At 54.4% G+C, this 18,469-nt stretch carries 16 protein-coding genes and 2 pseudogenes; 1 reads left to right on the forward strand and 17 read right to left on the reverse strand.

Features of this window, described 5'->3' with window-relative positions:
- Positions 1–124: 124 nt before the first annotated feature.
- The 17 genes and pseudogenes from ACOQPM_RS09355 to ACOQPM_RS09435 all read right to left on the reverse strand — a co-directional run bounded on the left by ACOQPM_RS09355 (position 125) and on the right by ACOQPM_RS09435 (position 17,011).
- Positions 125–946 carry a DUF5996 family protein gene (locus ACOQPM_RS09355; protein WP_420628988.1) on the reverse strand — a complete coding sequence of 274 codons (822 nt, stop codon included), beginning with the start codon at positions 944–946 and terminating at the stop codon, positions 125–127.
- A gap of 102 nt (positions 947–1,048) precedes the next feature.
- On the reverse strand, positions 1,049–2,764 hold the full coding sequence (locus ACOQPM_RS09360) for a hypothetical protein (RefSeq protein ID WP_420628989.1): 1,716 nt from the start codon (positions 2,762–2,764) through the stop codon (positions 1,049–1,051).
- Positions 2,752–3,531 carry an ABC transporter ATP-binding protein gene (locus ACOQPM_RS09365; RefSeq protein ID WP_420628990.1) on the reverse strand — a complete coding sequence of 260 codons (780 nt, stop codon included), beginning with the start codon at positions 3,529–3,531 and terminating at the stop codon, positions 2,752–2,754. The genes ACOQPM_RS09360 and ACOQPM_RS09365 overlap by 13 nt, the downstream gene beginning before the upstream one ends.
- A gap of 200 nt (positions 3,532–3,731) precedes the next feature.
- Positions 3,732–4,367 carry a response regulator gene (locus ACOQPM_RS09370; protein ID WP_420628991.1) on the reverse strand — a complete coding sequence of 212 codons (636 nt, stop codon included), beginning with the start codon at positions 4,365–4,367 and terminating at the stop codon, positions 3,732–3,734.
- Between the two features lie 97 nt (positions 4,368–4,464).
- Positions 4,465–5,688, reverse strand: coding sequence for a sensor histidine kinase (locus ACOQPM_RS09375; protein WP_420628992.1), 1,224 nt, complete (start codon positions 5,686–5,688; stop codon positions 4,465–4,467).
- Entirely contained in the window at positions 5,685–7,331 is a 1,647-nt protein-coding gene (locus tag ACOQPM_RS09380; RefSeq protein ID WP_420628993.1) for a GAF domain-containing sensor histidine kinase, read from the reverse strand. Before ACOQPM_RS09380 ends, ACOQPM_RS09375 begins: the two co-directional genes overlap by 4 nt.
- Positions 7,332–7,502: 171 nt before the next feature.
- The gene (locus ACOQPM_RS09385; protein WP_420628994.1) at positions 7,503–8,240 is read right to left on the reverse strand and encodes an ABC transporter permease; all 738 of its coding nucleotides are present in this window, start codon (positions 8,238–8,240) and stop codon (positions 7,503–7,505) included.
- A 68-nt stretch (positions 8,241–8,308) separates the two neighbouring features.
- Entirely contained in the window at positions 8,309–9,217 is a 909-nt protein-coding gene (locus ACOQPM_RS09390) for an ABC transporter ATP-binding protein (RefSeq protein WP_420628995.1), read from the reverse strand.
- Between the two features lie 59 nt (positions 9,218–9,276).
- Positions 9,277–9,639 (reverse strand): LiaF transmembrane domain-containing protein, encoded by a 363-nt coding sequence (locus ACOQPM_RS09395; RefSeq protein ID WP_420628996.1) that lies wholly within the window; start codon positions 9,637–9,639, stop codon positions 9,277–9,279.
- A gap of 285 nt (positions 9,640–9,924) precedes the next feature.
- Positions 9,925–10,875: a ribosome small subunit-dependent GTPase A gene (rsgA, locus tag ACOQPM_RS09400; RefSeq protein WP_420628997.1), complete on the reverse strand. Its 951-nt coding sequence runs from the start codon at positions 10,873–10,875 to the stop codon at positions 9,925–9,927.
- A gap of 70 nt (positions 10,876–10,945) precedes the next feature.
- Positions 10,946–11,815, reverse strand: coding sequence for an EamA family transporter (locus tag ACOQPM_RS09405; RefSeq protein ID WP_420628998.1), 870 nt, complete (start codon positions 11,813–11,815; stop codon positions 10,946–10,948).
- Between the two features lie 6 nt (positions 11,816–11,821).
- Positions 11,822–13,297 (reverse strand): PP2C family protein-serine/threonine phosphatase, encoded by a 1,476-nt coding sequence (locus tag ACOQPM_RS09410; RefSeq protein WP_420628999.1) that lies wholly within the window; start codon positions 13,295–13,297, stop codon positions 11,822–11,824.
- Positions 13,298–13,455: 158 nt separating this feature from the next.
- Positions 13,456–14,187 carry a hypothetical protein gene (locus ACOQPM_RS09415; RefSeq protein WP_420629000.1) on the reverse strand — a complete coding sequence of 244 codons (732 nt, stop codon included), beginning with the start codon at positions 14,185–14,187 and terminating at the stop codon, positions 13,456–13,458.
- A gap of 444 nt (positions 14,188–14,631) precedes the next feature.
- Positions 14,632–15,009, reverse strand: a pseudogene (locus ACOQPM_RS09420) (electron transfer flavoprotein subunit alpha/FixB family protein); the annotation flags it as partial.
- Positions 15,010–15,093: 84 nt separating this feature from the next.
- Positions 15,094–15,603 (reverse strand): annotated as a pseudogene (locus ACOQPM_RS09425) (electron transfer flavoprotein subunit alpha/FixB family protein); the annotation flags it as partial.
- Positions 15,600–16,394, reverse strand: a complete 795-nt coding sequence (locus ACOQPM_RS09430; protein WP_420629001.1) for an electron transfer flavoprotein subunit beta/FixA family protein — start codon at positions 16,392–16,394, stop codon at positions 15,600–15,602. The pseudogene ACOQPM_RS09425 and the gene ACOQPM_RS09430, both read right to left, overlap by 4 nt.
- 101 nt (positions 16,395–16,495) lie before the next feature.
- The gene (locus ACOQPM_RS09435) at positions 16,496–17,011 is read right to left on the reverse strand and encodes a hypothetical protein (RefSeq protein WP_420629002.1); all 516 of its coding nucleotides are present in this window, start codon (positions 17,009–17,011) and stop codon (positions 16,496–16,498) included.
- Positions 17,012–17,273: 262 nt separating this feature from the next.
- Here ACOQPM_RS09435 and ACOQPM_RS09440 point away from each other — a divergent pair, with 262 nt between their 5' ends.
- A complete protein-coding gene (locus tag ACOQPM_RS09440) occupies positions 17,274–18,449 on the forward strand; it encodes a CDP-alcohol phosphatidyltransferase family protein (protein ID WP_420629003.1) in 1,176 nt (391 codons plus the stop codon).
- Positions 18,450–18,469 lie beyond the last annotated feature (20 nt).

Genomic DNA, 18,469 nt, shown 5'->3' on the forward strand with positions numbered 1-18,469 from the left:
ATTATAGTGTAAAGCAGGGGAAGTTGTCGAAGGGCTGTTGTCATCAACTAAAGTGCCAGGCACGGACTGCATAGTCGTTATTTTGCACTATTGTCCCGCCCCGTGCCTGGCGCTAAAAAACAAATCAAGCCATCAGGGTGGGCGCGGCCAAATCATAAACCGCCTGAGCATATTCAAGCAGCTTCGTCTCGGCATCTGGCTCTGGCTGGTTAACCAAATTACTGTAAGGCAATTTGGTTCCTTGCCAACCATCGGTGTGCCACACGGCCCCATGCGGCAGCGGCTTACCCAACAACGCGTCTGCCTCAAACGGCCAGGGGTTGGAGTAAAAGTAGGGGTCGCCACCAGGGTAAAAGCCCAAATTGAGCTGCGCGGGAAATTCCTGCATCTTGCCATGCTCTTCGGCACGCTCCACCCGGCTGCCAAACCAATCAAAAGCAATGTCGAAGCCGTGCGGCCACACCTGCACCGGGCTAACCACGCCCTCTAATTTGGCGCGATGCTTCTCAAAGGTGCGGGCAACGTTGCTGAGTACGCCAAAAAAGCGCACTGCCTGTGCTGCGTCGTATTCACGCGGTTCGTCGCTTTCAAATTTTTCGCGGGCAAAGTCGCCAGTAATGCCGTGTTGGGCAACGGCCGTTATCACCCATTCTCCCATCTCTGTCCCCGTCATCCCATCTTGCAGGCTCATAGATTGTGTTTGGCCGCTACTCGTTTCCAGCACAAGCTGATGCTGATGAAAATCCAATCGCAAAGCAAGTACGCCACCGTTAGGCAAAGGAATGTTGTCACTCGTCAGCCCATCGGGGCGGGGTTTCAAGCTAATATGCCACCATTTGGGATGGGCAATGCCGTGGGCGCGTGGCACAACACCCAGCGCGTGACTGTAAAGATGGAGCGTTTGCCGTGTAGGTTCAAAATCGGTTAATGGCTCAAAAAAAGACATAGGGAAACTCCTAATCGGAAGGAAAATTTAATAAGCATGGATGGGCAAATTGCCTGTTTGGATTTCCTTCTGAGACGTGGCAGCATCCCGCTATCTTACAGCCTAATCCTCTGGGAGCTTCATGGTTGCTACTAATTCGGGCTCGCGCTCTTGCAATAAATTTCCGGCCAAACGACAGCCCCCGTATAGCAAAGCGGCTCCAAAAACCAGGCTAAAGATTGCCGCTACGCCACCCAGCCAGGGCAAATTAAAGTAAAAGGCTAACCCCAACAGCGCACCAGCGGGTAAATTGACTACGGCAATGCCCATTGGAATGATGGTGACGGAGGCGCAGCCGGTTTTGAAGTTGCCACCAGATTGAAATGCCCCTCGTGTGCTTTTGGCTTCTAGATTTACGGGAATGGGGAAGAGGACGGAGGAAACGGCCGTTACCGCCATTGCCGCCAAACACATTCCCAAACCGATAGGAATGACGACGCCAGAAATCCAGCCACCGATAAAAATAGCGATCAAACCGGTTACAACCAAGTATGGTGTGCCGCTCAGAAAGAAGAAGACAATCCCCTTGGCCAAAAAGAGCCGCCAGCGTGGATGAGGCGTTAGCAGCAGTGATGGCAAGCCTCGCCCCTCCCAGGCCAGCATATTTTGCGAGTTGACCCAGGTTAAAAAGAGAGCATAAACCGGCATGGTAAGAGCAAACCAGCTAGGAATCGCTGAAAGCCCACCCGATACATTACCACCAGAAAAAAGGAACGGTGCCAACATAAAAAATGGCACTAACGCTCCTTGCAGCAAGCCCACGCGCCGCTGCGGTACGCGCCACACCGAGCGCAACTCTTTGCCCACCAAAACAGCCAAATCATGGGGCAGAAAATCCAAAACAGAGCCGCGATTCGTTGTTTTTCGCACGGCTGGCTTTTCTTTCTCTTCTTTGGGCCGTCCGCCAATGATGAAGCCACCGCCCGTAGCCAACCGATTCAGCAATTGAGACCAGACCCAGGTGAGCCCAGCCAGCAAAACGGCCGAATAGAGCAACCAGAGTACGGCCGTTCCCCAAGAGCCAGCCAACGCTTGCTCCACCGCCCGCGCGGGCGCACCAGTGGGAAACCATTGCAAAATGTTTAGCGGCTGAAAATTGGCAAACGATTCGGCAAACGCCTCCTCTTGTCCCGGCGAAAGCGAATTCATTAACCGCTCCATGCCGCTCTGAAACGCCAAATTGATGAAGTAGCAGGAGCTACCTAACAGAGAAAAGAAAATGATGGCAATGTCCCGAAAGCGGCGGCTTTGCAATATGCCCCCAATTGCCACCGAGATGAATTGTCCAATGATCACCATATGCCCGTAGCACAGCAAAATTGCCAAAATGACCACTGGAAAGGCAACAGTGAAGCCAAAGCCAATGAACGCCGCCACAAATAGCGGCAGCATCAGGTAGGTGGGATAGTCAAACAAGGTGCCCAATAGCGTGCTCAAAATCAGGTCACGCCGAGAGATGGGAAAGATGAGCAACCGAGTAATGTCCGCGCTTTCGTTGATGGAGGTAGCAACAATGGGGAAGCCAAGCCACAGCAGCCAGAGCGCTACCATGATGCCGCCAAACAACGCGGTGGGCCATTGCCCTTCTAAGTTGCTGTAACCAATGGCTGAACCAACGGCCGCTGCAATAATCATGGGGCCAAATATCAGGATGACCAAAATTGCGCCAATGATGCGCCCCCGTTCACGCGAAAATTGGCGCACCGTCAGCTTGCCCCGGATTCGGAACAGCGTACCTACCTGCGAGCGGACGGGATTGGGTTCGCCTAGCGCAGCCATGACAACCTGCCTTCTGCGTCCAAATCGCTGGAGGCACCCACTGCGCGCAGGAATATTTCTTCCAGCGTGGTTTCGTCACCAGTTTCTGCCTGATGACGTAGCTCTTCCATGCTGCCCTGGGCTACCAGACGGCCGTCATCAATCACAGCCACCCGCGTACACAAACGCTCTACCACTTCCAAAATGTGCGACGAGAAGAAGATAGTGGTGCCGTGCTCACGCAGCCGCCCCAGCACATCCCGAATAATTCGGCCAGAAATCGCGTCAATCCCCTCGAATGGTTCATCCAAAAAGAGGACGCGCGGCGCATGAATAATCGCCGCTGCCAACGCCGTCTTTTTCCGCATTCCGTGTGAGTAATCCACAATGAGCTTGTCAGCGTCGTCGGTGAGAGTAAGCAGATCTAGCAGCTCGTCGGTGCGCTGCGCCACTTCTGCCTTTGGCACGCCATACATCGTGCCAGAAAAGCGGATATATTCCCGTCCCGTCAGTCGTTGGTAAAGCTGCATTCCTTCTGGCAAAACGCCAATGCGCGCTTTGGCCGCGAGCGGCTCTTCCCACATATCAATGTCATCAATGAGCGCGGTGCCTTCGGTAGGACGCAGTAACCCCACTAGCATGTTGATGGTGGTGCTTTTGCCCGCCCCATTTGGCCCCAAAAAGCCAAAAAATTCCCCGCTATTAACTGTAAGATCAAGATTGTCTACCGCTACTTTTTTATCAAAATGGCGGGTCAGCCCCCGCGTTTCAATGGCCCAACTATTCATATTTTTCTTCCTTCTGGGGAACGACCTCCCGCAAATTTATTCCCTGCGGCAGGATGAAATCGTGCCGATCATATCATATTTTATAAAAGCATTACGGTAAAATGTAGGATTTGGTTACCAAAATTTGTAGGGGCGCACACGGGGGTACGCCCCAAATGGGCAGACACGGGGGTCTGCCCCTACCGCAAAAAGTGTGGGGTTTAACGGTTGAGGGTGATAATTTGCCGCTCCAAAGCAACAGTAACAGCCGCTGTCCTATCATCTACTCCTAGCTTGTTGAAGATGTGAATGAGGTGGGTCTTCACGGTGGCGGTGCTGATGTGCAGTTCTTTGCCAATTTCTCGGTTGCTGGCACCTTTAGCAACCAATTGCAATACTTCAATTTCGCGGGCACTCAGGTTTTCTTCGGCGGGGGCGCGCATGCGGGTCATGAGGCGAGCCGCCACGGCGGGAGCCAGCACAGATTCGCCATTGGCGGCGGCGCGAATGGCGCGGTACAGCTCTTCGCGTGGGGTGTCTTTGAGCAGGTAACCAGTGGCGCCTGCTTCGATTGCGCGCAAAATGTCAGCATCGCTATCGTAGGTGGTGAGGACAAGAATGTTGGCAGACGGCCGTTTCCCTTTAATCTCCCCAATCGCCGTCACTCCATCCATCCCCGGCATCCGCAAATCCATCAAAATCACGTCTGGCGTGTGTTCGGCATCCAGTCGCACCGCTTCTGAGCCATCGGTTGCCGTAGCAACGACATCAAAATCAGGCTGCCCCGCCAGCATTCCCGCCAACCCTTCACGAACAACCGGGTGATCGTCTACCAGAATAAGTTTGATTGTTTCCATTTTTGTTCCTGTGGTTACAAATTGTAATTGGGTAGGGGCAGACCCCCGTGTCTGCCCAACAACAGGGCGCACACGGGGGTGCGCCCCTGCTATGTTTCTACGTGATTGGTATTGAAACGACCAGCGTCGTGCCGCCGTCTGGGTCGCTTTCCAGCAGCAATTCCCCGCCAAACTGGGCAGCGCGTTCACGCATGGCTTGCAGGCCAAAGCCACCACCAAATGGAGAGGGCTTGGTTCCATTCATCCCGACGCCGTCATCTTGCACATCTAGCAGCACCAAATCATCCATGTATGACAGTGTAACGCTGACGTTGCGGGCTTGGGCATGTTTGTGAATGTTGGCCAACGCTTCCTGCGTAGCGCGTAGCAAGGTAACGTCCACGTCCGGGTGCAGCGGCAGCGGCATACCGGTGGTTTGCATGGTGGCGGCAATGCTGTGGCGTTGGCTCCACCGCTGTACCGTGCGCTCGATGGCCGCAGGCAAGGTATGATTTTCTAGCGATTCCGGGCGCAGATCGGCGACAACGCGCCGGGCTTGCTGCAAATTGTGGCGGGCAGCTTCTTTGGCCTGCTGAATTTGGCGGGCAGCGTCGCTGTTGGTTTCTGCCAGGGTCTGTTCGGCCGTTTCCAGATTCATAATGATGCTAATAAAGCCTTGCGCCAGCGTGTCGTGAATTTCGTGCGCCAGCCGCTGCCGCTCGGCCAATACTCCAGCACGACGCTCGGATTGTGCCAATTCATGTCGTGTTGCCTGCAATTCTTCGGCTAACTGTTTGCGATCCTGGCTTTGGCGCATGATGGCATTTAGCCACACACCCATGCCAATGCCAATGCCTGTGGGAATGGTATAAAACAGCATCAGAGTCCAGGAGAATGGCTGCCCATCCAAAACCGTTTGCAACAGGACAATAAGTATTGCCACCACAATTGAAAAAATCGCTGCAAAGAGCATAGGCAGCGTAAAGAACAGTTGGCTAAACACCCCTGCTAAGCCAAAATAAAATGCCGCATCTATCCGAACCAGGGCTATCCAAAATAGAACCTGCCCGACGGTATATGGTATAGTTAATCGTAAGTCTTCGCGGAAGTTTAGTTGGCGGCCAAAGCGCCACATCGCCCCCAAATGCCAGCCAATCACACCAATCGTCAGGACGGCAACCAGAGGAAGTTCCTCTGTACGGCCGTTCTCAAGATAGTAAATGAGAAAACTCGCCACAAAGGACAGAACAAAAACTGTAGACCACAGCCAAACCGAACGTATCCAAAGTTCCCGATCACTCATGGGCTGTGTACGGTTGGCAGGTACCGGTTGTTGACTCATTGTGACTGCGCTCCTGTTGGAATGCTGACCATGAGCGTGGTTCCCTCGGCCGGATCAGATTCAATAACCAACTCGCCATCCAGCTCATCAACGCGTTCACGCATAGCTACTAAGCCGAATCCGCCGGATACGGCCGTTTCCGACTTTCCATTCCCTCCCATAAAGCCCTGTCCATTATCTTGCACATCCAAAATGACCACATCCCCTAGATAAGAGAGTGTTACCTGCGTCTCGCTAGCCTGGGCATGTTTGCGAATATTGGCTAACGCTTCTTGCGCGGCTCGCAGCAGCGTCACTTCCACCTCTGGGTGAAGCGGCTGCACTTGCCCCGTCATCTTGAAGGTAGCCGGAATACCGCTGTGCTGCTCCCATCGCTGTACAACCCGCTCAATGGCCTGGAACAGAGGCGCACTTTCCAAAACTTCGGGGCGCAGGTCTTCCACCACATGGCGGGCTTGCGTCAGGTTGTCTCTGGCGGTGCTTTTGGCCTGGGTGATGTGGCGGGTGAGCGTGGTGGGGTCATCGGGTAGGGCTTGCTCGGCCGCCTCCAGGTGCATCACAATGCTGGTAAAGCCCTGCGCCAGCGTATCATGGATTTCTCGCGCCATTCGCTGCCGCTCACGGAGAACGGCCGTTTCCTTTGCTTGGGCTACCAATCGCAAATTGTCCAAAACGAGGGCTACCTGGGCAGCAATAGTGGCAAAATCCTGCTCGCTGCTGCGCGAGAAGCCGCCGCTGGCTGGGGAGGTAACAGTGAGCAAGCCAACCCAGCTTCCGGTAGGCGTTACCAGCGGAATGAGCAGGGCAGAGCGCGCACCCAACACTTCCCAGTTTTGCTTTTCGGCGTCTGGCAGCTCAATTGCCTTGATTTGCAGGCTGCTTTCTGGCGACAGGCGGCGCAGCGACTGGGTAATGTCGGCACTCATTTGCAGGCCGGGCTGCCAGCTTTCATCTTGTTTGGCAGTCCAGGCGGCGAGGAGGGAAACGGCCGTTGGCCGACCACCCTCCCCCTGCAACAAAATTTCCCACAGGCCAATCTGGCTCACGTTCGCTGTTGCTAAATGCGTGCCAATGGCCACAATAATGGCCTGGGGCGTGGGGGCGTGGGCGATGGCCTGGCTCGTGAAGTAAAGACGCTGCTGCCCGGCCAGCACTTTCTGACTGCGCCGTGCGCCAATCCAGCCAGCCAACATGGGCACTGGCAAAAAGGTGAGAAGCGTGAAATCAAAAAGTAACTGTAATGGAACACCTGCAAAAAGTGCCACCTGAAAGGCGGTGACAATCCCACTAACGACGCCAATGAGCAGCCCATACCAAGAAACGGCCGTTCCTTGCCGCTTGCATACCCAAAAAGCCACCATAATCGTGATAAAAAAATGAGTCACCGGGGAAGCGTAGGTGCCGATAACCTCGGCTCCGCGACTTACGGCGACGGCCGTTTCTCCAGGGGATTGCAGATCTACCGAAACAACAGAGGCGTAGATGGAAATAATGGTACCAATAACCAGGATGTTAATGAAAGCGACAGAGATGCCGGGGAAAACAACCCAGGGCCATTTCACGTCGCGCAGTTCAGCCAGCCACGCTTTTAGGCGGTGATTGAGGGGGGATGTTGGGGTGGCAACGGCCGTTTTCTCGGTCATGATGTGCATCATTATAACCTAACTTTTCACCCTCCCCCTCAGAGGAAAGGTTTTTCAAAAGTTTGATTCACAACCTAATGGGACGCGGATAAACGCGGACGGGCGCCAATGATTAGTAATTTTCCGTGTTACCCACGCTCGTCCGTATCCTAAAAAGGAGAGAAGGCTTGCTTACTCCCAGCGGAAAGTCCGCACAGACAGCACACCTGCTACCAGCGTCATACCTACAATCACAGCAATGGCCGTCATGTTCCATGTGTTGCTGTACCAAACATCCTTGAGCAAATCAACCACGTGGGTTAGCGGCAAGAAGTTGCCAAATTTCACCAGATTATCGGGCAAAATCTCACGCGGCAGGCCAGCCCCAGATAGGAACAACATGGGGTAAAGCAGTGCCATACCAACGGCCGTTGCCGTATTGGCATTGGGCAAAACGCTGGCCAGTAAAAAACCAACCGCCAAAAAGCCAACATTGCCTAACAAGAATGCCAAAACAACGGCTGGAATGTTCGCGGGCAAAACCATGTCGTACACCAGCACGCCTGCGGTGATTAAAACGGCCGAACCAATGACAGAAATGATGGTGTGAACAATGACGCGCGCCCCTAGCAGCGTTTGCGGGCGCAGCGGTGTGGCCCGGTAGCGGCGCAGGACGCCCAGTTCGCGGTAAGTGGCCAAGCCAATGGGCAGGCTCATCATGCCAGTGGTGGCAATCACCATCGCAATGTAGCCCGGCACTGAGTTGTCCACATTGCCTCGACCGCCCAAAAATTCAGACGGCTCGTTACCGTAAATACTGCCAAACAAAAACAAAATCAAAACCGGAAAAACCAGCGTAAAAAAGGTTGCAACTGGCTCACGCAAAGCCAGCTTAAATTCAACCCAGGTCATTTTTCGTAAAGCGTTCATTAGATTTCCTCGTTAATAGTGGCTGGTGGTTAGTGGCTAGTAAATTGCAGAAGCAACTAGCCACTATCTCAATTTCTTATGCTGCGGCCTGTGAGAGCCAAAAACACATCTTCCAAATCGGCCTGCTCCACGCGCAGGTCGGTGGGGGTGACATTGTGCTGCGCCAAAGCGGTGGCTACGTGCGCTAGCAAAGCACCGTTGCCCTGCACAATCACTTGCTTGCCCCGCTGCTCAACATCGGTCACACCAGAAACGGTATGTAGTTGTTGCGGATCGTACCCGTTGTAATTGGTGAAGCGAACGCGCGTTTCTGCCTGCAAATTTTGAATTAATTTGCCTGGCGTATCCAGGGCAACTACATTTCCCTGATCGATGATGGCGATACGGTCAGCCAATTCTTCGGCTTCGTCCATGAAGTGCGTTAACAGCACCACGGTTTTACCCTGATCGCGGATGGCGCGGACGGCATCCCAGGTGGCATGGCGTGCCTGCGGGTCTAATCCGGTCGTTAATTCATCCAGGAAGACTAGCTCTGGGTCATTGAGCAATGCCAGCGCGATGAAAAGCCGCTGCTTTTGCCCACCAGACAAGTTTTTGAAGTTAGTGGTGCGTTTTTCTGTCAATCCCCAATCTGCCAAAAGTTTCTCCCAAGAGACGATTTTATCGTAAAAAGAGCTGTACAAATTAAGTGCTTCCCACACTTTGAGTCGCTCCGGCAAGGCGGCTTGCTGAAGCTGGATACCTATGCGCTGGCGTAGTTCATGCTCTCGCTTTTGCGGGTCTAAACCGAGTACGCGGATGCTGCCACCGTCTGGCTGGCGCAACCCCATAATTGATTCAACGGTGGTGCTTTTGCCTGCGCCGTTCGGCCCAACAATGCAAAAGATTTCACCTTTCTGCACGTTGAACGAGATATTGTCTACGGCAACGGTGCTGCCGTACGCTTTGCGTAATTTTTTTACCTCAATGACGTTCATTTGAAACCTCGATGTAACAGAGAAGTGCAACTTTTTGAAAAAGTTGCACTTCTGATTTTTTAAGAGCGGTTGCCCAGGTACATACCGATGCCAGCGAAGATGAGGCCTACGGGCCAAACCATACCCCAAGTGATGGCTTCAAAGAGGAAGGTGGCAGCGGCGAAAAGAATGGCTATGCTGGCAATAATGGCTCCGGTGCTGGCTGCGGTGAGACGGCCGTTTGCCTGATAGTCGTTGTAAATGTGTCGCCCAAAACCAGCCAGGGGGATAGCCATGAAAAGCACCCACCAATTGGCAAAACCAAAGCCAGTTACGTTGCTAAAGATTAGAACCACACCGACAACGATGAAAATGGCGGCCATAATGGTGTTGTTGCTTTGTTCTACATACTGTTTTTCTTCACGCTTCAATTGATCGTTCACAATTCACTCCTTATCTATTTGGGCAAAGTGGGGTATTTCTTTGGTGATTTCAATGCTTCCCACATTTGCATATCTGTTTGCCGAATGTGACCTAATCTTAAAGGATAAGCAGGTGAAAGTAACCAATCGGAGGATTGAATTATGCGTTGCGTTCGGTGGATTGTGGAGTCAGTGGGATGGATACGGCCGTATCAACCGATCGGTTGATAGAGGGGAGCGGTTATCAGTAAACAGTTGTCAGTAATCAGTATAATTTATTAGGACACTGAATACCGATGACTGGAACTAGTAATTCTCTTCGTCTAACGCTTCGTGTTCGTCGCGCAGGCGGAGGTAGCTGTTGTAACGGTTGGGATGGATACGGCCGTCTGCCACCGCCGCCAGCACCTCACAGCCAGGTTCGTGGCGGTGGCTGCAGTCGCTAAATTGGCAGTCAGAAACCAGCGGGGCAATCTCACGAAAGTACGCATCTAGTTCCGTAGGCTCCAAATCAAACAGTGCCAAGCCGCGAATACCAGGTGTGTCCGCCACGTAACCACCGTCGTCCAGCGGAAATAGTTCGGCAAAGCGCGTCGTGTGCATCCCCTTGCCTGTGGCCCCACTCACCGCACTTACCTTTAGCCCCAATCCCGGCTGGACGGCATTGAGCAAGCTCGATTTGCCCACGCCCGACGATCCGGCCAGCACCGAAATCTTATCGTGCAGCAGTTCCTTGAGTTCGGCGATGCCCTCGCCCGTTTTGACGCTGCTGTGCAAGACAGGATAGCCAATGTCGGCATACCGCTGGAATTGCGCCGCCACCTTCCCCTTTTTGTCCAGATCAATCTTGTTGAGGCAGATGATGGTCGGCAGATTGTTCATCTCTGCCACCACCAGGAAGCGATCCAGCTTACGCAGGTTGGAGGTGGGATTCTTCACGGCAAAGACAAAAATCACCTGGTCCAGATTGGCAACCAGCACCTGCTCCTGGTCAGCAGACATTTTGCGGGTGGGGGCGGCCGTGGGACGGCTGCGCGACAGCACCGACTTGCGTTTGGCGACGGCTTCCACCGTACCCGTGCCGTCGGGGTTCAGCGAAATCGTGACCCAATCCCCAGCGGCCACGAGGGTGCTGCTTTGCCATTCCTGCTTGAGTCGGCCAGCAATCTGAGCTACAACTGGCTCATGCCCGTCAATTTCTACGGTATAAAACCCGCTAATGGCTTTGATGACCCGACCTTCCAATTTTTCTGCCATGTGGCGATTATACAGGGGATTGGAGACTGGAGATTAGCAATTACCCAATCTCCAGTCTCCAATTTCCTTTTCACAGCGCAATCAAAACCAGGGCAACGAGGGCAATACCGACGCCAAACCATTGGCGCGTGCCGAGCTTTTCTTTAAGCACGAGCCGAGCCAGCAAAACGGTTGAGGCTGGATAAAGTGAGGACAAAACGGCCGCAATATCCAGCCGTCCTGATTGCGTTGCCAACGTAAAAAGATAGTTGCCGCCGCTGTCCAAAATGCCAGAGAGTGCCACAATGGGCAGCACGGCGCGGGAGGGCAGTTGCCATTGCGCCGCCTGCCACTGCCGACTCAGCAAAAAGATGAGCAGCAACGGCACAGAAGCGACACGAGCGGCCGTTAGCGGCCAAAAGACGACGCCGAGGCTAATCTGGTCAATGAAAACAAAAAAGAGAGAGAAGCCAAACCCAGCCAGCAGCGCCAAGCCAAGTTCGTCGCGGCGGATACCTTCGGCTTGCCCACCTCCAGAGAGCAGCCAAACGGCCGTTACCGCCAGCCCAAATCCCACCAACACCAACATCGGCGGGATGCCATCGGTGACAATGCCTACAACCACGGGAATAGATGCAGAGAGAACGGCCGTTGTGGGTGCCACCACCCCCATCCGCCCACGCGCCAACCCGGCGTACAGAGCCAAAATGCCAATCACGCCAGCCAATCCGGCAAATGCACCAAACAGCATGTCTCGCGCTGAGGGCAGCGGCTCTTCCAGCAGCAGCGCCAGCGTCAGCAAGCAAACCAACCCCACCGCCTGCGACAGCAGCACGACAGCGTACACATTGCCTCGCTTGGCGGCAAACCCGCCGCTAAAATCACCAGCCCCCCAAACGGCCGCAGATGCCAAGCCATAGGCCACGGCTAGCAGTTCTGGATTGTTCAAAAACAGATTCATGGGCTGTTAACTGTCTCGCGCCAACAGCATGAGGGTGATGTCGTCAAATTGGGGGGCTTCACCAACAAAGTCGAGAACGGCCGTTACCACCTTGCTCTCAATAATCTCCACCGAACGGCCCAAATTGGCCTCCGTCACCGCCTGTAGCCGCGCCTCGCCAAAGAAATCGGCATCCTCATCTTCTGCTTCTGTGACCCCGTCCGTGTACATCAGAAGCAAATCCCCCGGCTCCATCTGGATGGAACCTTGGGTCCAGGCTGGCTCCTCTAAAATGCCAATGGGGATAGCCGTGCGGGTTAGCGGCTGCATCCCGCCGCCGTTGCCGGAATACAAATAGGGCGGATTATGCCCGGCGTTGCAATAGGTCAACACGCCGCTGGCAGGGTCCAAAATGGCGTAAAAAACAGTCACGAACAGATCGCTGCTGCTGTCTGTGAGGACCCGCCGGTTGGCCGCGCACAGCGCCTGCTCTGGCTCCGTGTCAAAATCGGGGGCAAAGGTGCGAATGAGCGTGCGGCTGAGCGCCATGTACAGGGCAGAGCCCATCCCTTTGTCCGCCACATCGGCAATGACCAGACCGATACGGCCGTTCGGCAACCAAATAAAATCATAAAAATCCCCAGACATCTCCCGCGCCGGTTCCAGCGTGACGGCTAGCTGCCAACCTGGTATCTCCGGGAGTTCTGGTGGCAAAAAAGTGGCCTGAACCTTACGAGCAACGCCCAACTCTTCTGAAACCTTCTCGTACTCGGCCATCATGGCATTCACTTCCGCCTGGTACGCCTGCTCGTAAATTTCCTTCTCGTACGCCTCGGCTTGTGCAGCCAGGGCTGCATCCAGCTGCGCCACCTGTTGCAAATTTGCCCCGATTTGTGCCGCGAGGGAACGGCCGTTTGCCAGCCAATCGCGCACACCTAAACCAGCGGCCCGCATCAGGTAAATGCCTCCGATGTTTTCTTCGTTCTCCCCCTGAATCGGTATGACGAGCGCCTCGCTACCAAAACCCAGCCTGGCCTCAGGCAACCCAGCCACAATTTTAGGCGTCTCCAATTCTGCCAGAAGCTCAACCCAACGCTCATTCGCCAGCGGAATCCAACCGTCGCCCTGGGCAAAAAGCACGGCGTCTGGCAACAGTCGGATTTCTACCCAGCCATTGGGGAAAAGTTGGGGAACGTGGCGGCTTAACAGCGCGGGGAGGTCGCCGTTTTCCAGTGGTTCACGCAGTAGCTCCAGCGCTAGCTTCTCCAACTGCTTTCGCTCCGTAGCTTGCTGTTGGGTATGCAGCGTCCGTTTGCTGCACAAACGGATCAGCAGCAGCGCGCCCAGCCCGCCCAGCAGTGCCGACCCCAGCAGAAACCACCAGCCAACCGTGCGCTGACTGCTTCCCACCACCAACCAAGTGAGGGCAACGGCCGTTGGCAGCAGCACGCCAAACAGCAAAACCAGCCTTTTACTTCCTTGGGTTAACCATTTTTCAACCACAGTAGAATGATAGAGGAGATTTTGGGAGGGGCAACGGCCGTTTTTTGAGGGGGTGAACGGGCTTCCGGGTAAAACATGGTACAGCGATGATGCCCGGCCACAGCCCACCGAGAGACCCTTGCAGTAACAGTGGGAAGATTTATCCTCAATCGGAATTCTTATTTCTTACGCATATATTTCTCATGAGGCCGATACTGCGCATTTTGAACGGCAACAACAGCGTCAATTTCCTCACGGGTAATCATTACGTCATATCGCCGATGAGCGGGAACATCACCATTCGCATTCATTCCTGGCTTGATCACATCTGTTTTTTGCGCTATCAACTCGAACTTTTCTACTTGCCAGGCAAATTCAACATCTTCGCGCCGATGGGTAAATACGTCATCAATCCACGCCTGCATCCCGGCACGGGTTCTTACCTGCACTTCCCACCGCCACCGATTCATCTTTTGTCCCTCCTGAATGAGAATTGGCAAGCAATATCCATATTCCTGCTCCAGCCATTGTAGCCAACTAGGTTTTATCCACCTCGGTGGTCGGTACATGAACCAGAAACCGAGTAAGGGGCCACCCCATATGGTTATCCCCAGCAAAAGCGTAAAGGGAAATTCATCAGGATTATAACCTGATAATATAGGCAGCAAAGATAATCCGAGAAACCCAAGTCCGATGGGGAAGATCGCATATATCATTCTTGCGGACATAAGCCCTGGCAGAGTTTTAAGAATAAACCACGACTTTAATAATCCTAACCTAATTATTAGAAATAAACTTGCTGCTGCTAATCCTACGTATAATGCTGGTGACGCCACTAACCTATCCTTGAATTCTAATTGAAGGGTGCCAAATTCCTTGTCGGGAGCAATCCTGTATTCTGGAATATCCAATTAGAAGCAGGAGCTTCGATGAACCATCCTACAGCAACAGCAAAGCCAACAGGACCTGTACCAACAGCAGCTACTACCGCTGCCCCAGCAAGAAAGCCAACTCCGCCAGAAATACCCCTGCTCTGGCGAGGTCTTCGGCCAGCGAGAGACCTCACCCGGCTGCGGCGCGGCGGGACGCCGTGCCGCCCACTTCGCACGCTTGAATCCTCGAATTTTAACATAAGTTGGATAGAAAACGGCCGTTCCGCACAAAACCCTACACATTTCAAAACAGAGACACCAACTGTAGGGGCGCACCCCCGTGTGCGCCCAAAATGGGCAGACACGGGGGTCTGCCCCTACTGAAAAATCGCCAAAAATCAAAAAAGCTGGCAGGTTCCGCGACTTCTCATCGCCAACCTGCCAGCTCCACTGTTTACTGACCTACTGAATACTGCTTACTGACTACAGTCGCTTCTTAAACTCCGCCGTGAGCGCGGGCAGCACCTTGAACAGGTCGCCCACGATGCCGTACTGCGCCAGCTTGAAGATGGGCGCGTCGGCATCTTTGTTGATGGCCACGATGATCTTGGAGGTTCGCATACCGGCCTGGTGCTGGATCGCGCCGCTGATGCCGGACGCAATGTACAGATCAGGGCTAACAACCTTACCAGTTTGCCCAACCTGATGCTCGTAGGGAATCCAGCCAGCGTCTACGGCCGCACGCGAAGCACCCATCGCCGCGCCCAAGGTATCTGCCAATGCTTGCACTGGCTCAAACCCTTCCGGGCCACCCACGCCACGCCCACCAGAAACGATGATGCTGGCGTCGGTCAGGCTCACGGTGCCTTCTTTGCCTTCAAAGCTCACAACTTTGGTGGGGATGTCATCTTCGCTGACCACCGCATCCACCCACGTTGCCGAACCACTCTTGCCCGTAGACTCTGCCTGCGGGAAGGCACGGCTACGCAGCGTAATAACCTGCGTGCTGCTGGTGGCAAAGACATCGCTCATCAGCTTGCCTGCATACACGGGCCGCGTCACTTTGATCTTGTCACCATCTACGGCCACGTTCACGCCATCGGACACCAGCCCAACTTCCAAATCGGCGGCAACCCAGGCGGCCAAATCACGGCCCCGGCTGGTAGCGCTAGCCATAATTACGCCGGGACTGTGTTCCTGCGCCAATTTGGTAACAACTGGCCCCACCGCCTCCACGCGGAACTGCGCCAGCGTAGCGTCGTTTGCACCCAACACGGCATCTACGCCCAAATCAAAGGCAGCATCGGCTACGCCGGAGACGCCTTCGCCAAAGACCAGCCCAGTTAATTCCTGCCCCAGGCCATCGGCCACGGTGCGAGCGGCAGCAATGGCTTCGCGAGAGCCGGTAACAATATTGCCATCTTTATTTTCCAGAAATACCCACACGCCGCTCATATCACTTTCTCCTCAAACAGTTTGTCGGCCAGGACTTTGGCTTGCTCTTCAACAGAATCTGCTTCAATCATTTGTACGCTGCCTTCGCGCGGCGGGATGGCGTAAACATTGGACCAATCTACATTGCTATCACCGGCACCGCCGTCTAGTCCCAAATCAGCCGCAGACCAGGTGGGAATTTTGGCCCGGTTGGCCTTGCGGATACCCATGAGCGAGGGGTAACGTGGCTCGTTGATCTCTTTGACGGTGCTGATGACTACGGGCAGGTTGGTGGTAACGGTCTCTTTACCGTCGTCCAGCAGCCGCTCAACCGTGATTTTACCGTCGCCAATTTCTTTGATGGTGGAAACAAAGGTAAGCGGCGTCCAGCCCAGCTTGCGGGCAACCTGCACAGGGGTTTGCCCGGTATCGCCGTCAATGGCCTGACGGCCGAAAATAGCCACCTGCACATCGCCAGCTTTCTGGATGGCGGCGGCCAGGGTGCGCGCTGTCCCCAGGCTGTCTAACCCTTGTAGTGCCGGATCCGTAACGAGGATTGCCTCGGTGCAGCCCATTGCCAGGCTGGTTTTCAGGGCATCCTGACTTTCTTCGCTGCCCACAGTGAGGGCAATAACGTCGGTGGCACCGTGATTTTCTTTAAAGCGAACGCCTTCTTCTACAGCATACTCGTCCCACGGATTGAGGACGTTGGGCTTGCCACCCGGATCGTCCCAGCTAACATTGCCGCTGCCATCTACGACGAGAACGGCCGTTGTGCTGGGGGTCTGTTTAATGCTTACAACAACTTTCATGCAAAAACCTCCAATGTTTTATGTAGGGGCAGGTCTGAGACCTGCCCCTACCCTGGTTGTTAATATTTTGCGACAAAACCCTAGGCAACCTGCCTTACGAGCTAAATTTCCATCAGGCGTGGCGCGTTTAGCTCAGTGAAGCGGTCAGCAAAGAGATCGTTTTCAAAAGCAAAGGTAGTGGCACGCCAGCTGAACGCTTCAATGGTCACAGCTTGACGAATTGCCTGTTTTTCTGGCAAGGCAGCGTTGGCAATTGGCTGGCGAAACCCCCAAAGTACGGCCGTTGCCAAACCACCACCCACGAGCAGCGCAATCAGCAAGCGCAAACCAAATGAGAGTTCAGCCGGGGTGAGCAATAACGCCACCGCCAGCCCCAGCAAGCCAAGCACGCCGCTCAACAGCCAGCTAATCTTTTGCAGCCGCTCTTCTTCAGCAGAGCGGCGGTTGCGTTCGCCCGTGCAGCGGCTGCACAGGGGCACATCAACCAGGCGAGTGATACGGCCGTATCGCTGCCGCACGGTCATTGTTTCTGGGGCAGGTTGGCTGCAATGGACGCAAATGCCAGGAAACGGTATCGTTTGTTGGGGGCGAACCTTGATTTTGATTCGTCGGCTCATGGGAATTTTCGTTTTATCCGCAGGCTTCGCGGATTCGATTGGCTTCTTGATTTGTCAATGCGTATTGCGTATTTCGTATTGCGTAACAATAAGCGACTACGCAATACGAAATACGCAACAGAAATAATTTAGCAGATTATAGCGGCGGTAAGCTGGTTAATAAAGTGACATTTTGCAGGTGTGATCTCGCAAAAAAGCAGGTGAAAACCCATTTCATGCCGCACCGCGTTATAGAATAACACAAAGACAGGTGATAACGCAATTGGAAACGTTAAAAAGGAGATGGGTAGGCACAGTTTTGGTGTGGGGAACGGCCGTCCTCCTCTTTTACTTCTGGCTACGGCAAATCTGGCAACCGGACTTTGCTAATCGTTGGCTGCTGCTCACCCTACCACCGCTACTGTACTGTTTGTGGATTCCAAGGCGGCATTTGGCAGAGAATCGGCGCGCGGGCGAAACGGCCGTCTTGCCCACGTTTGGCTGGGGCAACCGGCTCACCCTGCTACGCGGGTTGGCTATCAGCATGGTGGCGGGCTTTTTGTTCAGCCCCTGGCCAGATGGCTGGCTGGCCTGGCTCCCCATGCTACTGTACACCGCCGCCGACATTGCCGACTACCTGGACGGCTACCTGGCGCGCATCACCAACCGTGCCACCGCGCTGGGCCAACGGCTAGACATGGAGTATGACGGCCTGGGGATGCTCATTGTGTCTTTGCTAGCGGTCTGGTATAGGCAACTGCCGTGGTGGTATCTCATTTTGGGATTGGCGCGGTATCTGTTTCTGTTTGGGCTATGGCTGCGGGCACGGCGCGGCTTGCCCAGCCACGACCTGCCCCCCAGCGTACACCGCCGCGTCTTTGCCGGGTTTCAGATGGGCTTTATGAGTTCGGTGCTGTGGCCCATCATGCCGCCCGAATTTGCCACCATTGCCGGAACAACAGTTGCCATTCCCACCGCCCTCGGCTTTTTGCGCGACTGGTTTCTGGTGACTGGCCAATTGAACCCGCAAAATGTCCGTTATCGGCAAGTGCAGCAGTGGCTTTACCAAGTGACGACCCATTGGCTGCCGCCCTTGTTTCGCCTAGCGCTAGCAAGCTGCGTTTCCGCGATTTTTTTGGCGCTGCCAACGGCTTGGCCACCGCCTGCCTGGGTGGGTTTGTTCACGGGCTGGGGCTTGCCGCTGCCCGCCTTTTTGGCCATCGTCGCTGTGATCTTGCTGCTGCTTGGCGGTCTTCTAGTGTTACTAGGCACGATGGGACGTCTGGCAGCGTTTTGGCTAGTTTTTCCGCTGGGTTTCGACATGGTGACACGGGGACTGGATTGGGCAAATGGGATTGGTTTGGCAACGGCCGTTTGTCTCATGCTGCTGGGTACCGGGACACTTTCCCGCTGGAAGCCAGAAGAGCGGTTTTTGTTGCGCCGCGCTGGTGAGCGGTGAACAGTAATCGGTAATCAGTG

Origin of the sequence: Candidatus Leptofilum sp. (assembly GCF_965223525.1) — a bacterium.
In the GTDB taxonomy this organism is placed as follows: Bacteria; Chloroflexota; Anaerolineae; order Promineifilales; family Promineifilaceae; genus Leptofilum.